Origin of the sequence: Cyanobacterium stanieri LEGE 03274 (assembly GCF_015207825.1) — a bacterium.
GTDB classification, from domain to species: domain Bacteria; phylum Cyanobacteriota; class Cyanobacteriia; order Cyanobacteriales; family Cyanobacteriaceae; genus Cyanobacterium; species Cyanobacterium stanieri_B.
Window position 1 is genome coordinate 24,422 of sequence record NZ_JADEWC010000010.1, and the last position, 16,660, is coordinate 41,081.

The 16,660-nt window shown below is 37.7% G+C and carries 16 protein-coding genes; 9 read left to right on the forward strand and 7 right to left on the reverse strand.

Annotated elements, in window-relative coordinates:
* The first annotated feature begins 304 nt into the window (after positions 1 to 304).
* The 3 genes from IQ215_RS06135 to IQ215_RS06145 all read left to right on the forward strand — a co-directional run bounded on the left by IQ215_RS06135 (position 305) and on the right by IQ215_RS06145 (position 3,153).
* On the forward strand, positions 305 to 1,318 hold the full coding sequence (locus IQ215_RS06135) for a succinate dehydrogenase/fumarate reductase iron-sulfur subunit (RefSeq protein WP_193800435.1): 1,014 nt from the start codon (positions 305 to 307) through the stop codon (positions 1,316 to 1,318).
* Positions 1,319 to 2,392 (forward strand): tRNA preQ1(34) S-adenosylmethionine ribosyltransferase-isomerase QueA, encoded by a 1,074-nt coding sequence (queA, locus tag IQ215_RS06140; protein WP_193800436.1) that lies wholly within the window; start codon positions 1,319 to 1,321, stop codon positions 2,390 to 2,392.
* Positions 2,393 to 2,643: 251 nt separating this feature from the next.
* A complete protein-coding gene (locus IQ215_RS06145) occupies positions 2,644 to 3,153 on the forward strand; it encodes a transcriptional repressor (RefSeq protein ID WP_015223611.1) in 510 nt (169 codons plus the stop codon).
* Between the two features lie 283 nt (positions 3,154 to 3,436).
* Here IQ215_RS06145 and IQ215_RS06150 read toward each other — a convergent pair whose 3' ends face one another.
* Positions 3,437 to 5,335, reverse strand: coding sequence for a S9 family peptidase (locus tag IQ215_RS06150; protein WP_193800437.1), 1,899 nt, complete (start codon positions 5,333 to 5,335; stop codon positions 3,437 to 3,439).
* Positions 5,336 to 5,496: 161 nt separating this feature from the next.
* Between IQ215_RS06150 and IQ215_RS06155 the strand changes: the two genes are divergently transcribed.
* The gene (locus IQ215_RS06155; protein WP_193800438.1) at positions 5,497 to 6,408 is read left to right on the forward strand and encodes an alpha/beta fold hydrolase; all 912 of its coding nucleotides are present in this window, start codon (positions 5,497 to 5,499) and stop codon (positions 6,406 to 6,408) included.
* Here IQ215_RS06155 and IQ215_RS06160 read toward each other — a convergent pair.
* Positions 6,396 to 7,652 carry a glycosyltransferase family 4 protein gene (locus tag IQ215_RS06160; RefSeq protein WP_193800439.1) on the reverse strand — a complete coding sequence of 419 codons (1,257 nt, stop codon included), beginning with the start codon at positions 7,650 to 7,652 and terminating at the stop codon, positions 6,396 to 6,398. The two genes, IQ215_RS06155 and IQ215_RS06160, sit on opposite strands and share 13 nt — an antisense overlap.
* Before the next feature lie 248 nt (positions 7,653 to 7,900).
* Here IQ215_RS06160 and IQ215_RS06165 point away from each other — a divergent pair, with 248 nt between their 5' ends.
* The 4 genes from IQ215_RS06165 (at position 7,901) to IQ215_RS06180 (ending at position 10,158) form a co-directional block, all read left to right on the forward strand.
* Complete coding sequence (locus IQ215_RS06165; RefSeq protein ID WP_193800440.1) at positions 7,901 to 8,413, forward strand: hypothetical protein; 513 nt, start codon at positions 7,901 to 7,903, stop codon at positions 8,411 to 8,413.
* 13 nt (positions 8,414 to 8,426) lie between these two features.
* Entirely contained in the window at positions 8,427 to 9,314 is an 888-nt protein-coding gene (locus tag IQ215_RS06170) for a hypothetical protein (RefSeq protein WP_193800441.1), read from the forward strand.
* A gap of 162 nt (positions 9,315 to 9,476) precedes the next feature.
* On the forward strand, positions 9,477 to 9,812 hold the full coding sequence (locus tag IQ215_RS06175; protein ID WP_193800442.1) for a hypothetical protein: 336 nt from the start codon (positions 9,477 to 9,479) through the stop codon (positions 9,810 to 9,812).
* A complete protein-coding gene (locus IQ215_RS06180; RefSeq protein WP_193800443.1) occupies positions 9,793 to 10,158 on the forward strand; it encodes a hypothetical protein in 366 nt (121 codons plus the stop codon). The genes IQ215_RS06175 and IQ215_RS06180 overlap by 20 nt, the downstream gene beginning before the upstream one ends.
* Here the strand turns inward: IQ215_RS06180 and IQ215_RS06185 are convergent.
* On the reverse strand, positions 10,155 to 11,093 hold the full coding sequence (locus IQ215_RS06185) for a glutathione S-transferase family protein (protein WP_193800444.1): 939 nt from the start codon (positions 11,091 to 11,093) through the stop codon (positions 10,155 to 10,157). The genes IQ215_RS06180 and IQ215_RS06185 overlap by 4 nt on opposite strands.
* 56 nt (positions 11,094 to 11,149) lie before the next feature.
* A complete protein-coding gene (locus IQ215_RS06190; RefSeq protein ID WP_206688523.1) occupies positions 11,150 to 11,767 on the reverse strand; it encodes a 2-dehydropantoate 2-reductase in 618 nt (205 codons plus the stop codon).
* A 115-nt stretch (positions 11,768 to 11,882) separates the two neighbouring features.
* On the opposite strand from IQ215_RS06190, the gene IQ215_RS06195 reads away from it, so the two are divergent.
* Positions 11,883 to 13,529: an acetolactate synthase large subunit gene (locus IQ215_RS06195; protein ID WP_193800445.1), complete on the forward strand. Its 1,647-nt coding sequence runs from the start codon at positions 11,883 to 11,885 to the stop codon at positions 13,527 to 13,529.
* A 370-nt stretch (positions 13,530 to 13,899) separates the two neighbouring features.
* On the opposite strand, the gene IQ215_RS14320 is transcribed toward IQ215_RS06195, so the two are convergent.
* From IQ215_RS14320 to IQ215_RS06210, 3 genes are all read right to left on the reverse strand, one after another.
* Positions 13,900 to 14,253: a hypothetical protein gene (locus IQ215_RS14320; protein WP_206688524.1), complete on the reverse strand. Its 354-nt coding sequence runs from the start codon at positions 14,251 to 14,253 to the stop codon at positions 13,900 to 13,902.
* A gap of 91 nt (positions 14,254 to 14,344) precedes the next feature.
* Positions 14,345 to 15,403, reverse strand: coding sequence for a recombinase RecA (gene recA / locus IQ215_RS06205; protein ID WP_193800446.1), 1,059 nt, complete (start codon positions 15,401 to 15,403; stop codon positions 14,345 to 14,347).
* A 275-nt stretch (positions 15,404 to 15,678) separates the two neighbouring features.
* Entirely contained in the window at positions 15,679 to 16,614 is a 936-nt protein-coding gene (locus IQ215_RS06210; protein WP_193800447.1) for a GDP-L-fucose synthase family protein, read from the reverse strand.
* Positions 16,615 to 16,660: the final 46 nt, after the last annotated feature.

Here is a 16,660-nt window from a genome sequence, read left to right on the forward strand (position 1 = left end):
CATTTGTTATTTGTTCTTTACACTATTTATCATAACAAAAATATGTCATTAAATCACTATTATTCACTGTTTTTTTATGGACTTATTAATATTTTCTCAACCTAAGTTAACTTTTTCTTAAGGTAGCCTAAGGCTAAAATACTTGTTAATTCTTATTTGTAGCTTTTTTCCCTTATCTAAAGAAGTAAAATAAAAAAATATGGATAATTATTGAAGTTTTAACAAAAATTAAGATCATTTCCCTTGTTGGTTATAAAATAAGATCGGAGAATATAAATAGTGATAGTAATAAATATAGACAAAAATGAAAGTTACCTTTAAAATTCTCCGTCAAAATGATAATTTATCGCCCCATTTTCAGGATTATACCCTAGAGGTAAATCAAAAAAATACTATTCTTGAATGTTTAAATCGGATCAAGTGGGAAATAGATGGTAGCCTTGCCTTTCGGAAAAATTGTCGCAATACAATTTGTGGTAGTTGTGGGATGAAAATTAATGGTCGTTCGGCTTTAGCTTGTAAGGAAAACATTGGAGATGAATTGAAAAAAATTTCTTTTGGGGAGGGTGAAAAAAATCCTCAAATAATTATTTCTCCCTTAGGTAATATGCCCGTGCTTAAGGATTTAGTTGTAGATATGAGTAATTTTTGGCATGATTTAGAAAAAGTTGAACCTTACGTAAGTACAAAGGCAAGAAATATTTCAGAAAAAGAGTTTTTACAAAGTCCAGAAGAAAGAAAATTATTAGAACAAACGGGCAATTGTATTTTGTGTGGTGCTTGTTACTCTGATTGCAATGCTAAGGAAGTAAATGATAATTTTGTGGGCCCCCATGCTTTGGCAAAAGCCTATCGAATGATTGATGATTCTCGAGATGAATTGAGGGAGGAAAGATTGACTCAATATAATGATGTGAAGTCGGGGGCGTGGGGTTGTACTCGTTGTTATCTTTGTAATGAGGTATGCCCCATGGATGTGGCACCTTTGGATCAAATTACGAAGATTAAGGGAAAAATTTTGGCCAGGGAGTCCCGTGGTAGTAGTACCCCTGTTCGTCATCGTAAGGTATTGGTGGATTTGGTGAAGGATGGGGGTTGGGTGGATGAGCGCAAGTTTGCGGTGATGGTGGTTGGTAATTATTTTCGAGATGTGCGAGGTTTGTTGAGTCTTGCCCCTGTGGGCTTAAGGGTGTTGGCGGCGGGTAAGTTACCTTTTTCTTTTGAGGCGTCTGAGGGGGTTTTTGAGGTGCGATCGCTCATAAATGCCATTCAATCTGCTACAAAGGATAATGGGAATTTATCGGAAAATATTAAATAAATGGATCTTAATTTAAAGTTATCTAGTTACGATTATTTTTTACCTGAAGAATTAATTGCTCAAAATCCTGTGACTCCGAGGGATTCTTCTCGTTTGTTGGTGGTGAAACCTGAGGAGGGAATTAACCATAAAATTTTTGCTAATTTGCCTGATTTACTCTCCCCTGGGGATTTGTTAGTTTTGAATAATACTAAGGTAATTCCTGCTCGTTTGTATGGGAAAAAGTCCACGGGGGCGATGGTGGAGGTGTTGTTGGTAGAGGAAAAGTCTCCCCTTTGTTGGTTGGCGTTGGTGAAGCCGGGGAAGCGTTTTGGTTTGGGAGCGCAGATTGTTTTTGAAGATGAGATTACGGGGGATTATCTAACGGCGACGGTGATTGATAAGGATGAGACAACGGGGGGCAGAATTTTACAGTTTAGCGCCCCTAAAGGGTTATCTTTTTGGGATTTGTTGGAGAGGTTGGGTAATATTCCTTTTCCTCCTTATGTGACGGAGTCGGAGGCACTACCATCCCAGTATCAGACTATTTACGCCGAAAGGCAAGGGGCGATCGCTGCGCCAACGGCAGGATTACATTTTACTGAGGATGTTTTTAATCGGTTAGCCCAAAAACAAGTGGCGATCGCCCATATAACTCTCCATGTGGGTATCGGTACATTTCGCCCTGTGGAGGTGGAGGATATTCTTAACCATGAAATGCACCAAGAATGGATAGAAGTTGATGAAGCAACCATCGATAAAATTAAGGAAACCAAAAGCCGTGGCGGTAGGGTAATCAGTGTCGGTACGACGGTAGTTAGGGCTTTGGAGGGTACTTTTGCCCATCATAATGATTTGATGCCTTATCGTGGCAAAACGGATCTTTTTATCTATCCCGGTTATGATTTTAAGGTTATCGATGGATTAATTACTAATTTCCATTTACCAAAATCTAGTTTACTGATGCTTGTAGGGGCACTCATTGGTAGGGAGAGATTACTTAGTATATATCAAAGGGCGATCGAGGAAAAATATCGCTTTTATTCCTTTGGGGATGCCATGTTTATCGAACCCAAAAGGGGTTTAAACAATTGACAATTGATAATGAACAATTGTTTTTTGATTATAAAGTCCCCCAGGATTGGGGGATTTAGGGGGTGAAACGAAAACCTTAATACCTGACACTTATCTTTTTTCCTTCAACTCTCAAAACTCTAACTATTAATTATTTTTATCAACTATGTCTGTGCAGATATTTGGGGGTTATTCTCAATTAGTAACAAGTAGTTGCAAATAGCCATCAAAGAGAAGTATCATTAGTAAAGAAAGAATTGTCAGGAATCTTTATGGCTTTAGACACTACCGCATCAATCAAAAAAAAGCTCAATTCTAGGGGATGGCGTATGACTCCCCAAAGGGAAAAAATTCTGGAGGTTTTTTATAATTTACCCCAAGGGAATCATCTGAGTGCTGAGGAGTTGCACAATCTTTTGGAAGAGCAAGGGGAGAATATCAGCTTATCGACCATTTACCGTAGTGTCAAATTGATGACCAAAATGAGGGTATTACGGGAATTAGAATTGGCGGAAGGTCATAAACATTATGAATTAAATCATCCCTACCCCCATCACCATCATCACATTGTCTGCATTCAGTGTAATAAAACCATTGAGTTTCAAGATGATTCTATTCTCAAACATAGTCTTAAACAATGTCAGAAAGAAGACTTTCAGTTAATTGATTGTCAGTTAACGGTGATGACTATTTGTCAAGAAGCCTTGGAAATGGGTTGGCCTTCTACTTTACCTAGTGATTGGTGTTGCAGTCGTGCGATCGCAGAGGGACACCATAAATAATGTACAATTGACAATTATAGTTACTTCCATTGTGTTTGAGACATCTTTATTTTCGAAAAGCCTTATCAAATAAATATTATGCTATTCGATAGCGTTTCATTCCAATATTAAATGACCATAACATTTACTATCTTTTGCTTATTGCCTTTTGAGTTTGTGGGTGTTATTTAATGATGAGATGGCAACACCTATTTATATAAAAGGGGAGCCAGAGCGAAGGGGTTTCACTCTGGCTATTAGGTGTGGTTTAAGTGTTAGGTAGTTATATTATAGCCAAACTGTTTTAATTTTGGCAAGAAAATCCGAAAATTTTTGCGTAGAAATTGAACTCTCCATCGAGGGCTTTTTTGATGTTTTCTGCTTTGCGAAAACCATGGCCTTCGTCGCCAAAGGTAACGTAGGTGGTGGTGATACCTTTTTCTTTGAGGGCTTTTACCATCATTTCGGCTTGGTTGGGGGGTACGACTTTATCTTCTAATCCTTGGAAAAAAGCAACGGGGCAGGATAGTTTTTCGATATGATTTAAGGGCGATCGCACTTTATAAATTTCTTTTTCTTCTGGATATTTACCAATAAGATTATCAAGATAACGGGATTCAAATTTGTGGGTATCAGTGGCAAGAATTTCTAAGTCACCAATGCCATAATAACTCGCCCCTGCTTTAAATACATCATGGAAAGTAAGCGCCGCTAAGGTAGTATAACCCCCCGCACTGCCTCCAGAAATTGCTAATTTTTCCTGATTAACTTTTTGGGCTTCTACCAAATATTTAGCAACATTGATACAATCTTCCACATCCACAATACCCCACTTTTTAGCTAACCTTTGACGATAATCCCGACCGTATCCCGTACTACCTCCATAATTCACATCCACAAAGGCAAAACCCCGACTTGTCCAATATTGAATACGCAAGTTATAACTGGCGGTAGTCATGGCGGTGGGGCCTCCATGGCTTTTTACCAGTAAGGGAGGTAATTCCCCTTCGGGGGCTTGGTAATCTTTGTTTTGGGGGGGATAATACCAAGCATAGGCGGTGTTACCGTTGCTGGTGGGAAATTCGATTTGTTCGGGTTGAGTAAGATAACCGTCGTCTAAATTGAGGTTACTGGCTTGTTGCAAAATTTCGGTTTCTTGGCTGACGGTATCCCCCAAAACTACGGCGGTGGGTTGATTTGGTGAACCCCCTGTAAATAAAATTTGGCTACCATTGACTTGTAAATAGGCGATGTTGGTGTAGCTAACGTTAAGGTTAGTAAGATCGTTATTTTTGCTGTCCAAACTGGCTAAGTGCCAGATACCATTTTGGGTGTAGGTACAAACGATGGTATCTTCATCGGCGAAGCCATATACTGATTCCCCAAAAACCCAATGGGGATAACCAAATTCGGCATTGAGGGGGTATAGGGGAGTAAGATGGCCATTTTTTTCTCGGCGATATAAATTCCACCAATCGGTGCGATCGCTGCTAAAATGTAAAGTACCGTTAGGACTAAATTCTGGCTGACAGATAGATTCGGTTTCGCTTCCTGCCACGATTTCACTGTCTTCAATTTCTCCATTATCATCAAAGGTGGCAAGATGTAAGAAGGTGCTTTCCCACGGCATATAAGGATGATGCCAACATAACCATGCTAACTGGGAATCATCAGGGCTGAGGCGAGGGGAGGTGTAAAAGTCTGCACCCTGCACTATCGGTTTTACTTCCCCTGAGTTTAAATCGATGGTGACAAGTTTGTTTTCTGGTTCTTTTTCGGGGTTACTATGATCTTCAGCAACGCAAATTAAACGATTACGGCTTTTATCAAGGCAAAAGTCGGTATATCTCACCTGCGATTGGGCGGTGAGGGGTTGGGGGTGTTCCCCTATTTTTTGCACATATACCCTTTGATCTGCATAATTACTAAAGTAGATTACACCATTTTTGATCAAAAATGCTCCTCCACCATACTCATGGACACGACTACGCACATTAAAAGGGGCAGGGGTGACATCTTCTTTTTGCCCGTTGGTATAGCGAACTATAACGGCTCTACCGCCTTCTGAGGGGCGATTTTCGAGCCAATAAACGTCTTTTTGGTCAAATTTGACGGAACTTAAGCCAATGCTCCCTGATACGATTAAATCTGAGGTTATGGGCGATCGCCATTCACCGTAACTTGCGATGGTTGGTTTGGTCATAGGATTAATTTTATAATTTCTTTATCATCATCTTGACATAAAAAGGCAAGGGGCAATGGGTAATGGACAATGGGTAAAATTTTTATTTCGAACGGAGGTTCAATAGTTATGTGGTAATTGGATTACCATAATAAAAAAAGCTCAAATATTTCCCCTTTTTTATGTTTAAATCTCTTGGATTCATTGAAAATACGGTCAATACTAGCTTAGGAGAGATGGTTTATTACTCGTCTGATAGTGTTTTTTGGCAATCTTTACAAAATTTAAGTAAATCAGAATCACTGGGGGAAACAAAGCCAAATCTAGTGTTTTTACATGGTTTTGGGGGAGGTTCATCCGCCTATGAATGGTCACAGGTTTATCCTGCTTTTGCTGGAGAATATCACATTATTGCTCCTGATTTAATTGGTTGGGGTAAGTCTGCCCATCCTCAAAAAAACTATACTATTGATGATTACATTACTACCATTACAGAATTTTTAGAACAGGTATGTCAAGAGCCTACCACCGTTATAGCTTCTTCCCTTACCGCTGCTTTTCTCGTCCAACTTGCGATCGCACATTCCCACCTATTTAAACAACTAATACTTTTCACCCCCGCAGGATTATCGGATTTTGAGGAAAACTACACCAAAAGCCTATTTGCCCAGATAATTAGCACTCCCATGGTTGATAAATTTTTCTATAGCCTTGGGGTAGCTAGTGAATCGGGAATCAAAAGTTTCCTTGAAAAAAGGCAATTTGCTAATCCTCAAAGAATTTTCCCCGAATTAGTCGCCTCCTATCTCAAAAGTGCTTCCCAACCTAATGCAGAATATGCAGCCCTATCTTTTGTCAGGGGGGATTTATGCTTTGATTTATCCCAATATATCCAAAAACTAACTATTCCCACCGCCATCATTTGGGGTAGAGAATCCCAGTTTACTAGCCCCGAAATTGGCAAACGTCTTGCGCAAATGAATCCCGATGCAGTTAAATATTTTCAAGTTATTGAAGAAGTTGGATTAACCCCCCATCTCGAATTACCTGCGGTTGCCATTAGTCTGATTCGTAAATATATTCAACTTTTATAAGTGTTATCATCACTCTTACTTCCCATCATTCCATCAAAAAGTTGTTCATAAAGTGCGATCGCCCCTTGAAAAGAATAATGAGTTTCTGCATATTTACGCCCTGCCTTGCTCATCTGTGCCACCAACTCAGGATTATGATAAAAAGATTCAATTTGCTTCGCTAAAGCCTGCGCATCTTCAGGGGGAATCACCACCCCTCCCCCACTTTCTCGAATCGCACTAGCCGCCGTACCCGATTCAGGCACAGAGCCAATAATCACACAACCACTGGCCAACAATACAGGAATTTTAGAAGGTAAATTAAAATCAATGACATTACTTTTTTGCGTCACCATGCCAATTTCCACCGCCCCCAACATTTCGGGTAACTTTTCCCTTGGTTGAAAAGGTTTTAATAAAACATTCTCACAACCTAATTGCTGACGATAATTTTCTAACCTTGCCAACGCTTCCTCCTTACCCACAATCACCACCATTAAATTATCTAAATGTTTTAACTTTTGGGCCGCTTCGATTAAAATTTCAATGGGTTGAGTAAGGGCAATATTACCAGAATAAATAACGACAAATTTTCCCTGTAAATTATTTTCCTTGATAAAATAACTGTTGTCTTTGCTCACGGGTTTAATAAAATCCACATCAACCCAATTAGGAATCTTAACAATTTTATTAATATCTACATTTTTTTGAGCCAAATTTTTAGTAAAACCATCGGCAATCACGGCAATTTTACTGGCTTTTTCATATGCAAATTTTTCTAATAAAGAAAATATTTTGATTAATTTTTTATTGGTTAATAAACCCACATGAACCGCCGCATCGGGTAATATATCCTGTAAATTAACAATCAAAGGACAACCATATATTTTACTTAATAAATAACCAGGAACAATCACAGGAAGCCCTGGAATAGTTAATAAAATAACATCAGGTCGCCAAAATTTTAAACCTTGCCAAATACTTAAAAAAGCAAAACTAAGTTCAAACATCGCCCGATTGATAAAACTTCTTTTCTGACTTGCCCAAACATAAGAACGATAGATTTCAACTCCGTTTTTTTCTTCTTGACTATAAATTTTTCCTCGATATTGGGGGTAAATTTTACTTTCAGGATACCAAGGCATAGCGGTTAAAACCCTTACTTCATGGCCTTTTTGTGTCAAACCTTCTGCTAATTCTGTCATTAATGGTGCGATGCCAATGGGTTCGGGGTGATAATTATAGGAATAAATTAAAATACGCATTGTTTAAATTTAAGGATATTTTTATTGGTTTTAAAGTTATATTTATGGCACAATAATTAAAATATCTATTATAAAATAAAATGTAGTTTAATAGTCATAATAAAGTTATGGTTTACTATTTCTCATGAAAATTATTCATGAACATTCTTAAAAATAAAAGTTTTTTTAATATTTAATAGGTAATAAATCATTTAAAATTACCATAAGTGATGAATTATAAAAGTTAATTTTAGCTAAATTTAGATCAAATGAAAAAGTTATCTCGTTTAATAATTGGTTTTTCCCTCGCCTGTTTATTGGTAATTCTTCCTGCCTGTGGAAATGATACCCCTTCACGGTTTGAAGGCGCGCAACAGGAAAGTATTGATGCGGGAAGTCGTAACACCGCTGTATCAACAGATGCCGAGGAAGGCTCTAGTTTTAATCGCTTTTTCCCTGTTAGTGATGAAAGTTATGAGCGAGTTTTTACCCAAGAAAAAGATGGTTTTGTGGAAGCTGTGTTAAAAGAATCGGGTCAAAATGTGGCAACTTTGGGGGTTTTTGATACTATTAGTAATCCTTCTGCGAAGGATGATTTTGTTGATAGTCAAGAACAAATTGGGGGTTATCCCTTAGCTCAAAAGGGATCTCGGGCGACAGCAGTGTTAGTAGCGGATAGATTTCAAGTTACGGTGCGATCGATGGATGATAGTTTTACGGTAGCAGATAGAGAGGCTTGGTTAGCTAAGTTTGATCTCAATGGTTTAGCAAGTTTAAATTAGGAGGATTTTAATTATGAGTAAGGCAATTTATGATTTGGTGGATAATTTACCGACGCGTAATGTTACCACAATGGTTTTAAACTCCCTTGATTTTGTGGTACCGGGGGAATGGAAAAACCCAACTAATTTTGAGCAGATGATTCGGGATATTAGTCAGGAAACTGATGAAAAATGGATTCAGAAAATAGGCGATCGCGCCGTGTGGTTATACAATGACAAAAATCAGGGTTATCAAAGGGCTTTATGGTTATATCAAACCGTTGACAATGCCGATTCCGCCCTTGGTACAGCTGCTTTAGCCAATAAAGTAGGGGAAAAAATAGGTTTTCTTAGTTTTCTCAATAAGTTAACCCCTAGTAACGAGAAAGCACAATCTCTGGATTTAGCCATTAAGTTAGTGGTAGAAGTTGTCGCTTTTTGTCAGATTAATGGTTTACCAGGGGATAGCATTGGGGATTTTGTCAAGGCTTTGAAGGAGTATGAAGGGGAGGCGTTGATGCGCATGGCGGCGCTTGTGTGTATTGATGGTTTAATCCCTTTTGGCCCTGATTTTATTTTGGCAGTACAATCTACTTTAAATAATTTGAATCCCAAAGAGTTATCCGACAATGGGGCTTTTTCTAAGGTTAGTAAGTTTATCCCAGGGGGTAATCCTGCGGGGCAGTTAGGATTTATTAACCAGAGTTTTGGGGCTGTTAAGGGTTGGATGACAAGTTTTGTGGGCGATCGCAACTTAACCCAAGGTAAGGTAATGAAAAATCTACAAAATTTCGTGGAATTTTCCGATGATCAATTAGATTATGTGGCAGCCTTCCTTGATATGTCAACTAATTATTTTGAACATACTGGCACTCAATCCATCGCTAACAGGTTAATTCGTCGTGCCATGCTCGAGGTTTAAAACCATAGTTAAGGTGGGCAAAACGCCCACTTTATTTATTTTTTCCTCATTTTTCTAAGACGGTAAAAAGGATACTAAATTTAAATAGTTGAATGTTATCTCATAATCAATTATATTCCTAAGGATTTTTCCTTTGACAAATAATTATTTTGTTATTAATTAATGATTTTATTTATTATAGTTTTTTCTATCAATATTTTAATGGCGATCGCCCTTATTTGCCTAACGATAAAAATAATTAATATTAATACACAATTAAAGGAAATAAATAGTTTATTAATTACCCTAGAACAAGATTTAAACTTAATTTTAAAACAGATTCCTTTGTCCATTTTAACCATTGGACTAGAAGTAAAAAAAACTAACCTAAAATATAAACAGTGGAAATATAACTATAAAAAAATACAAAAAATTATTATAATAATAAGAATTATCTACACCATAACCCGTAGAAAAAATATATTTCTAATATTTAATAATGAAATCACCACAATTTAAAACAAGCCTAGACTATGAAAAAGCAAATCTACTCATGCAACCCGTATATATAAGAGTAGTAGATAACATTAGAAAACAAGCAGAAATTAATAATTGGGATATTAGTTATCAAGAAATTAATGATCCTTTTCCTAGCTATATTTTAACTCAAAAAAAAGGTAATACAACGAAAGAAACTAACATTTGGTTTATCTGTTTTCAGGTTTGCTTTACTCAATTTGAATTAGAACAAAATCAGCCTGTAGAAATCGATTCTAATTTGATAAGTGATAGAGGGGAATTAAATTGGGATGAAATGGAAATAAAAACTCAATCTATTGTTAAAAACTTATTTGATGAGATTTAGTAACTGGGTAAACCTAAGGGAATAATTCCACCTGGATTAAGAGGAAAAAGATTACCATAATAATCTTGTTTAATTATGTCAAAATTACAAGTTTCCTTAACTCCTTCAATATTATATATTTCTTGGCAATAACGAGAAAGATTTTTATAATCAGCTATCCTTTTTATGTTACATTTAAATAGACTAAAATAAACCACATCAAAACGTATTAAAGTAGTAAATAAACGAATATCAGCAATGGTTAATTTATCTCCACATAAATAACGACTATTTTCCAAAAATATTTCAATTTTATCTAAGAGATTAAATAATCCATAACAAGCATCTTCATAAGCCTGTTGAGTTTGAGCAAAACCGCAACGATACACCCCGTTGTTAATGTGATGATATATTTTTTCATTCCAACTATCTATATTGTCTTTATATTCATCAGGATATAAATTTAGTTGAGGAAAAGAAGCAAATTGATTAAAACAATTATTAAGTAAAACAATTATTTCTGAGCTTTCATTATTAACAATAGTCTTGGTTTTTTTATCCCATAAAACGGGTACGGTACAACGTCCTTGATAATTATTATTAGCTTTATAATATAATTGCTTAAGGGTATAACAATTTTCTGAGCCCTGGGGGATTATCCATCCGCCATCAGCGGGGGAAGGGCTAACAATTACTACGTCAATTATCTTTTCTAAACCTTTTAATTTTCTAACTATTAGGGTACGGTGAGCCCAAGGACAACTTAAACCAGCATAAATAGTATAACGATTTTTTTCGGGGCTATAGGTGCTGTTTTCCTCTATGTTGTGATGATAGATACTTAAGGGGCGCTGGTAATTACCATTCTCGCTGGGGGCTAAATTAAACATCATTAATTGCCACATGGTTTCCCAGATTTTTTGAGCTAGTTTAATTAACCATTTTTGATTTAACATTAAAAATAATTGATTAAGGTTTATTTAGTAAAATATTTCTTACTTAAAGTACATTTTTAAATATTAACGGCTATCAAGCCTAAATCAATATATTGTTGAATTACCAATTTACTATCATTTAATACTACATCAAAATCATAAAAGTGATGGATAGAATTATTATTAATAATTCCTTTTAGTTCTAGTTTAAAAAATCTTGATTTTTTACCTTTAATTCTTCTATTAAAGCGTATTTTAACAATAACTTTTTCATTTTTTCTATTGAAATATAAAACCTCACCTCGAATAGAAAAATAATCCTTTTTAAAACCTTTTTCTGATATAATATTATGGGATTCATCAGGACAAATACCAACTATTTGTAAATAGAGTTGATCACCATTACGAACTTTATGGGGATAAACAATCCAATTTTGAATTTTATTAACATCCACATGATTTTTAATGGCACTAATCGCCCGTGATAAAATCACGGTATCACATTTTTGACCCTCCCTTGTTTCCATGATTCCCTTGGTTAATTTTCCTTCTAAGGGGGTATATTTACCCCGTATGATTCCTATGGCCCGATATTGTTTAGGATAACTGGGAATGGGGATAGGATTATTAGAAAAGCCATCTAAATCGGGTAAAAATTGATTAGGATTAGATAGGGAAGGATTACTTAAATTCACTCTAATAATAAGATGATTAAGGATTAATAGGAAAAATTATATATTTATTTACCTTTAGGATAGCTTTTTCTGAGCCATAGGGAACAAATTAACCATAAAAATGTGAGGAGTGGATATGTCTCAACTAAACACGGCGGAGTTATTAATTAAATGTTTAGAAAATGAGGGGGTAGAGTATATCTTTGGTTTACCAGGGGAAGAAAATCTACATATTCTCGAAGCCCTTAAAAATTCTACCATAGAGTTTATCACCGTTCGCCATGAACAAGGAGCGGCTTTTATGGCGGATGTGTATGGGCGTTTGACGGGCAAGGCTGGGGTATGTTTGTCAACCTTGGGGCCTGGGGCAACGAATTTAATGACGGGGGTAGCTGATGCCAATCTTGATGGGGCGCCGTTGGTGGCGATTACGGGGCAGGTAGGCACGGATAGGATGCACATTGAATCCCATCAATATCTTGATTTGGTGGCAATGTTTGCCCCTGTGACGAAGTGGAATAAGCAAATTGTGCGTCCTGGTATTACCCCTGAGGTGGTGCGCAAGGCTTTTAAGGTGGCACAGAAAGAGAAGCCTGGGGCTGTGCATATTGATTTACCTGAAAATATTGCGGCTATGGTAGCGGATGGAATGCCCCTCAGAATTGACCAACGGGAGAAAATCTATGCTTCTCATCGTAGCATTAATGGGGCTGCTTTGGCGATCGCCCGGGCAAAAAATCCTTTAATTTTGGCGGGAAATGGTACTATTAGGGCAAGGGCGACGGAGTCGTTAACGGAGTTTGCTACCCGTTTAAATATTCCTGTGGCTAATACTTTTATGGGTAAGGGGGCTATTCCCTATATCCATCCTCTGTCTTTGTGGACGGTGGGTTTACAGCAACGGGATTATATCACTTGCGGATTTGAACAGGCGGATCTTATCATTGCGGTGGGTTATGATTTAATTGAGTATTCCCCGAAAAAATGGAATCCTAGTGGCACTACTCCCATTGTGCATATTGGCACTCATTCAGCGGAAATTGATAGTAGTTACATCCCTGAAGTGGAGGTAGTAGGTGATATTGCCGATGCCCTTGATGAAATTGCTAAAAGGTGCGATCGCACTGGAAAACCGATCCCTTTTTCTGCTACCTTAAGGAAGGATATTCGAGAAGACTACGAACAATATGCCCATGATGAAGGTTTTCCCATCAAACCCCAAAAAATCATCTACGATTTAAGACAGGTAATGGGCTCAGAAGATATAGTAATTAGCGATGTAGGCGCCCATAAAATGTGGATGGCAAGACACTACCACGCCGAAGCCCCCAACACCTGCATTATCTCCAACGGTTTCGCCGCCATGGGTATCGCCATTCCTGGGGCATTAGCCGCCAAATTAGTACATCCCGATAAAAAAGTTGTCGCCGTCACTGGGGATGGGGGTTTTATGATGAATTGTCAAGAATTAGAAACCGCTATCAGGGTTAAAACTCCTTTCGTTACCCTTATTTTTAACGACAACGCCTATGGCTTAATCGGCTGGAAACAAAACAATCAATTTGGCTCATCAAGTTTTGTTGATTTCACTAATCCAGACTTTGTTAAATTTGCCGAAAGCATCGGTTTAAAAGGTTATCGGGTTACTTCTAGTGAAGATTTAATACCCACTCTTAAAGAAGCCCTTGCCCAAAATGTACCCGCTGTTATCGATTGCCCTGTGGATTATGGTGAAAATCTTCGTTTCTCCGAAAAAGCAGGGGATTTGAGTTGTCCTATTTAACCTGAGTTTAGCATAACATTTTCTGGAGTCTTGGGAAAACGGGGAACAGGCAACAGATAAGAAATAATAATTGTTTATTATGTTTTGTAACAGGGTGGATAATAGTCAACCTTACAAATCGGATTTAGTGTCATATCAAGTCCCCTTGATCACTTATAAATTAGTAATATCAATATCTTAGTTCAATTTATTGAACGAACCACCCTTCGCCGTGTAATGAATTACACGGTGTGGCGACGAAAATACAATCTATTTATCACTAATTATCCCAACCTAATATTATAGCTTCATTCATTGAACCAAAAATATTAACCGTATTTTATTAGACGGTGGTTAATCAACTTATCGTTCTTAAATATCAGCCTACAATTTAACTATTCTTCCCCCCAATCGCCCCCTTTGCCTTATTAACCAAAGCCATAATATCTTGTAAGGAAATTTTGAGTAGAGATAAAATGCCAACAATCACCAACACAAAACCAATTAAAAAACTATCATCCGAAAGATATAAACCCACAATGACGATAAAATAAGGAGATAAAATCGAGCTAATTTTTTCCACTAATTTAACGGTTTGAATTTGTTCTTTATCCATCACATTATCAGGAATAGGAATTGAGGAATTTTCGATGTCAATGTCCGTATTAGTAGATTTGGGCGGAACAAAACTTTCAACATTCGGATTCGTGTCAATTTTACTTTCTTTGTTTCCCTTACTAAACATAATCGATTTATCCTCTCCTTAACAAATATCAGTCAATTAAACTATAGCAATCCTCAAGGATTTTTGAACAAAATCCCAGATATTTTATCCCCTATTCTTCACTATCATAATCATCATTATTAGAACTACCAAAACTAACATTATTAATATCTAAATTTTCCTTAACCTTTTGTTCGATGATTTGGGCTAACTCAGAATTTTCCTCCAAGTATTTAACCGCATTATCCCTACCTTGGGCGATGTTATCCCCCTCATAGCTATACCATGCCCCTTTTCTATTTACCACATCGGTTTTTTCTGCCAAGTCGAGCAGACAACCAGTGCGCGAAATTCCCGAACCAAAAATAATATCAAATTCAGCAATGCGGAAAGGAGGGGCTACCTTATTTTTAGCAACCTTTACCTTCGCTCGGATACCATATTCCCCATCACTACCTTTTTTCAGAGTTTGGATACGGCGAATGTCTAGGCGCACGGAGGCATAAAATTTTAATGCCGTCCCCCCCGTGGTAACTTCTGGGCTACCATAACTAATACCGATTTTTTGACGTAGTTGGTTAAGGAAAATTACTGTAGAACCTGATTTACCGATGTTTCCTGCAATTTTTCTCAGGGCTTTACTCATGAGACGGGCTTGTAAACCAACTTGTAAATCCCCCATTTCCCCTTCTATTTCTGCTCGGGGTACAAGGGCGGCCACCGAGTCAATAACAACCAAATCCACCGCTGCACTACGCACCAATTGATCAACGATTTCTAAGGCAGATTCTCCGTTGTCGGGCTGGGCTACAAGTAAATTATCTATATCTACCCCCAAAGCACTGGAATAATTGGGGTCTAGGGCGTGTTCAGCATCTACGAAAGCAGCTACTCCCCCTGCTTTTTGGACTTCTGCGATCGCATGGAGCGCCAGAGTAGTTTTACCAGAACTTTCAGGCCCATAAATTTCGATAACTCTTCCTTTGGGTAAACCGCCTCCTAAGGCTAAGTCAAGGGTTAATGCACCACTGGAGATAGTTTCTACTTTCATTTTAGCCGCATCCCCTAGGCGCATAATTGCCCCTTTGCCGAAGTTGCGTTCAATCTGGTTGAGAACTAGGTTAAGTGCCTTTTCTTTGTCTGAGCCTTGTGCGCTGGTACTTGTAGCCATGATTTTCTCGTTATTTTATCTACTCGTCTTTAATTAGTATAGATGTTATTTTCTATCTTATTCTTGCCAATGTTTTTAGTACATCAGTATTTATATTATAGCTTATTTTTGAGTACGGGTATTGGGGGAAAGAATTTACAAAAAATTGATCTTGGTTAGTTGGTTTTAGTTTATTTGATAAACTGACAAATGAGGTGGGATTTTAAACCCACAACCGATACAATTAAGCAAATTAGCAACTGTTATCCCGAACTCAAGGTAAAAGCTAACAACATTTATCCATGGTGAATATACCAGTCGATGGTATTTTTCAACCCCTCGCGCAAATCCATTTTAGCCTTAAAGCCAAAAGCCTCTTTTGCTTTGGTGGTATCCAAACATCTACGGGGTTGCCCATTGGGTTTATCCGTTTGCCACTCTAATTCCCCATCAAAACCCATCAATTCACAGATTAACTCGATTAAATCTTTGATGGAAATTTCAAAATTTGTCCCCAAATTAATTGGCTCTGGAGCGTCATATAATTGGGTAGCCATGACAATACCCCTCGCCGCATCATTAGAGTATAAAAACTCACGGGTGGGGCTACCGTCACCCCACACAGGGATGATTTTTTCTCCTTTTTGTTGGGCTTCATGGACTTTTTTTATTAAGGCTGGTATGACGTGGGAACTTTCGGGGTTAAAGTTATCCTCGGGGCCATAGAGGTTAACGGGTAATAGGTAGATGCCGTTGAAGCCGTATTGTAGCCGGTAAGATTCTAGTTGCACTAGGAGGGCTTTTTTGGCTATGCCGTAGGGGGCGTTGGTTTCTTCGGGATAACCATTCCATAAGTCTTCTTCTTTAAAAGGGACGGGGGTAAATTTAGGATAAGCGCAGATAGTACCAACGCAGGTAAATTTTTCTACCCCTGCCTGATAGGAGGCGTGGATGAGTTGTGTTCCCATCATTAGGTTATCGTAAAATAGTTCTGCTGGTTTGGCTTGGTTTAAACCGATACCCCCTACATGGGCGGCGAGGTGGATTACTATATTTTGATTTTCTACGGCTTTTTGGCAGTTTTCCCAGATGGTGAGGTTACAATCTTGGGAGCGGGGAATGGTGATGTTATCCATGGTAGCCCCCGCCTTGAGAAGTTCGGTTACAACTTGTTTACCAAGAAATCCCGAACCTCCCGTCACTAATATTTTTTTATTGGTTAATTCAATCATGGAGAGTTAATTGATAGTTGATAATGGATAATTGATAATGGACACC